Annotated in this window: 6 protein-coding genes and 2 pseudogenes; 5 read left to right on the plus strand and 3 right to left on the minus strand. The window is 33.3% G+C overall.

The window, feature by feature from the left end:
* Positions 1-1417 precede the first annotated feature (1417 nt).
* The 4 genes and pseudogenes from KI356_RS18160 (at position 1418) to KI356_RS18175 (ending at position 3961) form a co-directional block, all read left to right on the plus strand.
* On the plus strand, positions 1418-1615 hold the full coding sequence (locus tag KI356_RS18160; protein WP_033712261.1) for a hypothetical protein: 198 nt from the start codon (positions 1418-1420) through the stop codon (positions 1613-1615).
* Positions 1616-2447: 832 nt separating this feature from the next.
* Positions 2448-2642, plus strand: a complete 195-nt coding sequence (locus tag KI356_RS18165) for a hypothetical protein (RefSeq protein ID WP_080017270.1) — start codon at positions 2448-2450, stop codon at positions 2640-2642.
* A 304-nt stretch (positions 2643-2946) separates the two neighbouring features.
* Positions 2947-3529: pseudogene (locus tag KI356_RS18170) on the plus strand (recombinase family protein).
* A gap of 153 nt (positions 3530-3682) precedes the next feature.
* The gene (locus KI356_RS18175; RefSeq protein WP_000355688.1) at positions 3683-3961 is read left to right on the plus strand and encodes a hypothetical protein; all 279 of its coding nucleotides are present in this window, start codon (positions 3683-3685) and stop codon (positions 3959-3961) included.
* Between the two features lie 77 nt (positions 3962-4038).
* On the opposite strand, the gene KI356_RS18180 is transcribed toward KI356_RS18175, so the two are convergent.
* Both KI356_RS18180 and KI356_RS28240 read right to left on the minus strand, forming a co-directional pair.
* Entirely contained in the window at positions 4039-4260 is a 222-nt protein-coding gene (locus KI356_RS18180) for a hypothetical protein (protein WP_212936066.1), read from the minus strand.
* 12 nt (positions 4261-4272) lie between these two features.
* Positions 4273-4476, minus strand: a complete 204-nt coding sequence (locus tag KI356_RS28240) for a hypothetical protein (RefSeq protein WP_238486204.1) — start codon at positions 4474-4476, stop codon at positions 4273-4275.
* 113 nt (positions 4477-4589) lie between these two features.
* On the opposite strand from KI356_RS28240, the pseudogene KI356_RS18185 reads away from it, so the two are divergent.
* Positions 4590-4853, plus strand: a pseudogene (locus KI356_RS18185) (N-acetylmuramoyl-L-alanine amidase C-terminal domain-containing protein); the annotation flags it as partial.
* A 247-nt stretch (positions 4854-5100) separates the two neighbouring features.
* Here KI356_RS18185 and KI356_RS18190 read toward each other — a convergent pair.
* Positions 5101-5299: YolD-like family protein (locus tag KI356_RS18190; RefSeq protein WP_212936067.1), on the minus strand; the 199-nt coding region annotated here is incomplete at its 5' end.

A 5299-nucleotide genomic window follows, 5' to 3' on the forward strand; every position in this document is an offset into this window, starting at 1 on the left:
CTAGCAAAAGCTAACTGCTTAGCCCCAAGTAAGAGAGCGGAGCGCTTTATTAGGTCTAAGGCTGAAATAAGGGTTTTAGATGTTAAGACCTAGGACCTAATATATAGTATGGATCTCACTTCAGAAATTATGTATATAAATTGTATTCATACAAAAATGGTTAAAAAACAAAGTAGCTAGCTCAATTAACTAACTACTTGTTGTACAAAAGAAATTAGGCCCTACAAGTAATGATGTGTAACTTTAAGTTACGGTTATAGTGTAAACAAGATTGGAAAAGTTATTCGGAAGTGAACTTAATAAAAATTTCATTTTGTATGTATTTGAAACACAATAAGAGCACTTCATAAAAGTGCCCTTGTGACGAGTTTCGTTTTCTAAAAGAAAGGAATACACCATATCATATGAAGCTTTTCTAAAATGTACTTGTGTTAATTAATTAGTATTTGTAAAAATAGCAGCTAGCAAAAGCTAACTGCTCGGTTCTCCAAGGGGGAACAAGGAGAAAATCTAATGTCATATACAGTATTGACGGAATATTGAATTTTATTCAGGGGCTATGTTATATGATTGATAAAAAATTCCTTTATTAGCAGTAAAACTCCGAGGAGAGACAAGACTTCAATTGAGAACCAAAACATGCTTTTTTGAGGTTTTTTAAACTCTATTATTATGGAAGAAAATAAAAAGGTTGCAATCATCATGATAATTAAGAGACGGATTATATCAGAAATTAATAGCACTCCTAATATTTAATCAGTTTCATTATATAGTTATTTCCAATGAGACGGAATTTAAGAATTGTTTTATTGAAATTCGAACAAAAAAGGTCCTGTTGTCTCCAACAGAACCTTTTCTAAAATGGCAAAGAGTAACTCTTACCTTACTCTTCTGCTATATAATACACAAAACACGTATAGATGTGTAGAACAAGAAATTCCAATATAGTTATTCGAATATATTGTTTGGAAGTATTTCTTTAGGGGTTAATATAAGGGATTAAATTACAAATGTTGATTTGTCGCATGGTATAAATGAGGTTTTATTAATTGACAGTTAATAAAGTGATATTACAATAACGAAATATGAAATTTTGCATATCGAATTGTAAAAGCGGAAGAAGTGAAAATGACATTAAGTAGCCGAAGTATTGAGCCGACTCTACGGAGTATAAACGAGAAGATTCTTAGTCTTCTCCCAGTCACCGAACGCAGGGCGTGTAGCCATACAAGTTGATGCGGTGGCTTGGAGAAGGTTGAGAGTAATCTTGACCTTGGAAGAGAAACTTTGCCATTTGTTTTCTCTCTTTTCTCCCATCCTCTTTAGAGCTGTCACCTTTCGGTGATGGCTTTTTGTTTTGTAGGATATATTTCTTTTCTGTCGAATAGATAGATATCAGGAGGTGGAGAATATGAAAATGAAAAAATTTATAATTAACATAGAAGCAGTCGATGGTAAACAACACGAATTTGAAGTTGAGTATAAAAAGACAGTAACTGTTACTGATATAGAGAATTCTATACAAGCTAGAGAAGCTAGATTCTTCAGGTTTGGAGATCGTATGATTAATTTGGACAATGTATTCTCTTTAGTGGTAAAAGAAAAGAAAGATTAAAAGAAAAAAGCATCTATAACGGGTGCTTTTTTCTTTGTTATATAGAAATTACACATTAAACCAGTGAACATTCTAAAAAGACAAGCATATGATGAATTCGTGGGACGAGTTATCATATGAGGTGAAACTTGGAGCGCCATACTTATTGGTTGAAGGGTACCTAATGACGGGTACTCTTTTTATTTTGCACTTTTTAATAAGGACAAGCATATATTGGAGTATGGGATAGCCCCACTTCATATATTTGAGCACCTGCAATCGTAAGGTGCTCTTTATTTTGTACAAAATGGACATTTGGACAATATGTAGGAATACCTTCTTTCTTGTCGAAAAATTATATAGACGAGAGGAGGAAAATAAAATAAAATTTGACTTTACTGAATTAGAGAGAGCATTACCAAAGGATGATTATGACCACTTTATAAGAGAGTTTAGTTCTGAACTGTAACAAAGTGTCATTAATATTCTTAAAAACGAAAAAAGCATTTTAAGCCCTTTAGCAGTTGCACAGCAAATGCCATTTAAAAGTAATATTTTCAAGACTAGGTTTAAAAGTATGGTTTTTGAAAAAATTGATAACGATACTATAAAGGTGTCGTTATAGAAAAAGAAAACTTGAATCATTAGTTCGTTATGTTAGGCGCTGCCGTAATCTGGGTAGCGTCTTGTTTGTTGTTAAGGAAAGATAAGGGGTGAAATAGATTTGAAACTTAAAGATTAGATAATAATATTGTTACTTTAAAATGCAGAAAATAGACTAGTAAACAAGCTGTTTTTGTTTTTTAGCATAGAATATGATGAATCCTAGAGTTGAGAGGAGGTAATTATATTTATGGGATGTAATTGTAATTTCAGACATTGCAGAGATTGTAATAGATTTTGGGATGATTTAATGTTTTGCAGACGCAGACATAGAGATTGTGATGACCGTCGTTGTAGACGTGACCGTGACTGCGATTGTGATGAATGCCGTCGCAGACGTAATCATGATCGTGACTGTGATCGCGATAATCGTCGAGATTGGTAAATTCCTTTGAATGAGTGTGCTTCTTCACAGCACTCTTTTTTTGTTTATGGGTTTTCTAAATTAATACGTATTAAATACGAAGAATGTAGTTGCAATTCGATTTAAGGTCTAACAAAACAAACGAACACAACGAACGAAAATAGAGATAGTTAAATGTCCTGTTTAGGTCCACCCTATACGGACGTAAAAGAGTGAACGGATTTATCATACTTCTCAACGTCCTGTTTACATATACGGAAAATAAATGGTGTTATGTACTTAGAATTAATTTCCGAACACGTTAACGGACGAAGGGGAAGATATTATGATAATTGGTTATGCTCGTGTTTCTACACAAGAACAAAATTTAGCTAGGCAGTTGAAACAGCTAAATGATTATGGATGTGATCATGTGTATGAAGAGAAAACAAGCGGAGCAACAACAAACAGAGAAGAACTACAATTGATGCTTGATAGTTTAAAAGAAGGTGACACGATTGTTGTTACTGATTTAACTCGTATTAGTCGTAGCACAAAGGATTTATTTGAACTAATTGAGGTTATTAAGAGTAAAGGAGCTTCAATTAAATCTATAAAAGATACATGGATTGATACTACGAGTGATAATCCATACAGTACTTTTCTACTCACTGTAATGGCTGGTGTTAACCAGTTAAAGGGATTTACTTAAGATGCGTCAAAGAGAAGGTATAGACCTTGCTAAACAACGTGGCGTATATAAGGGAAGGCCTAAAGAATACGGTGATAAAAACCCTAAAATGGAGCATGCTTTAGAGCTGCTTGCCAATCGTGAAGAGAACGGATATACAGTTAAGAAAATATGTGAAGTAACTGGTATAAGCCGTACTGTTCTTTATGGAAGAGCGAAAGAAAAGGGGATTATGTAGATTTTAAAGTAGCGAATCTGCTACTTTTTATTTTATAAAATAAATTGTTTCTGAGTAGAAATGAAAATAGGGGTTTGCCTTAAGCATTTAATTATAATCAAGAATATGAGTATAGAAAGAGGTCTGATTTTTGTAATTACGGAGGGGATTGTTGTGGACATAACTCAAAGTGTGGCAAGAATAGTGGTTAATGGGAAAGACCTTCCGTTCACTTCAGTTCAAACCTCTGCATGGAATCATGGGCCTGTAAATGATTTAATCGTTTCGACGAATCAGAGAGTGAATGAGCTTTATCAATTCATGTGGTCACAAGTACCAGTTACGATCTCGGTGTATTTTCTTCAAGGGGCGGACTTAATGAGATTCGCTAGGATTGCTGGAATTAATGAACGTGTAACGGGAGAATATATATATCATTTCATTTGGGGATAAGAAGAATTCAAAGTAGCTTAACAGCTGCTTTTTATTTTTTATACAAAAAAAGGAAACCGCAAAGGATCCCTTTTATATTAAGCTACTTTATAATTTTTATTTTTAATCCTATTTCTAGTATCCATAAATGCGGCGAATGTCGCTATAGCACCACCTAAATCATAAACTTGGAATTTGTGGACAAAAGCAAGTCCTACAATGAAATTGTAGCTGTATATAAAGCATGTAATACCGAACAGCCATAACATGAACTTCAAATCTTTTAAGCTCAATCTATAACTCTTAATTTTTTTCCACATATGTATCAACTCCTATTGTTCTGAGATTCTATAGTTTTTCTTGTTGATATCTCGCATGTTTACGATAAAGAATAGAAAGAAGATAACAGCTGCGATGCCATTAACCCAGTAGTGCGTATGTCCCATTGTGAATCCATCATAGAAGGAATAGGCATTCCAAATTATAAGGATTACTGAGCAGATAGTAGAGGTCATTAATGAGCCAAAACTTCTCATGATTTTCACCTCGGTTCAAATTTTTAGAACTTTTTATACAATTATACATTTAAATAAAAAGATTTACAAAAGGAATTACCATAAGGAGGAGTTATGACGAGTTACTTCCTAACGTATACGCTCTAACGGGACAAACTGTTGGGAATGGTGGATATCAATACGTTAAGTCAGGTGGATTCGGTACTAACTCCTTAGATGAAGCTGTTCAAGCTATGGCAGAACGAGGAATAAAAGGTAGCGTTAATGTTGATCTACTTTCTGGACTATGTTATATCCAAATCGATGTCCTACCTAATGCAGAGTTAGATAAGATTACTTGGTGGATGGATACTAGACCAGGTGGTAAATGGTGGTATGAATATATCAAAGTGAGATAATAGTTGAAGCCGTCCTTAATCGGGCGTCTTCAACTATTATCTAAATGCTTCCTTAGCTTTCTCTATTGAGTTCTGTTCCTCTTTTGTATTTGTAAATTCGATAACCATAACAGACAATCCAAAACATAAACAAACAGCCTTTATCTTGCTAACTCTCACAAAAACCTACACTTTTTCTCTATCTTAACCTAGAATACAAGATTCTTTCATTTTTATTCCCGGACATATTTGAAAAACTGTATATTTTTTATCTTAAATCAATTATATCTATAAATTTAAGAAAAATTCTGTTATAAGATGCATCAGTGCAAGCTATTAAATTCTTTATTGGATTTATGTCAGTTACAGTCACATATCTAGTCAGCAAATGACCATCTCTATAATAAGTAATAAATATCTTCTCTTCAGAAAGAAATGAACATAATAACTTGTTTTCAATAATTTCT

This window comes from Bacillus hominis, from assembly GCF_018332515.1.
Classification (GTDB): Bacteria; Bacillota; Bacilli; order Bacillales; family Bacillaceae_G; genus Bacillus_A; species Bacillus_A hominis.

Bases quoted from the DNA above. Each gene is read 5' to 3' on its own strand.
- KI356_RS18160 (WP_033712261.1), top strand. From the start codon at position 1,418: ATGAAAAAATTTATAATTAACATAGAAGCAGTCGATGGTAAACAACAC.
- KI356_RS18165 (WP_080017270.1), top strand. From the start codon at position 2,448: ATGGGATGTAATTGTAATTTCAGACATTGCAGAGATTGTAATAGATTT.
- KI356_RS18180 (WP_212936066.1), bottom strand. From the start codon at position 4,260: ATGTGGAAAAAAATTAAGAGTTATAGATTGAGCTTAAAAGATTTGAAG.
- KI356_RS28240 (WP_238486204.1), bottom strand. From the start codon at position 4,476: ATGAGAAGTTTTGGCTCATTAATGACCTCTACTATCTGCTCAGTAATC.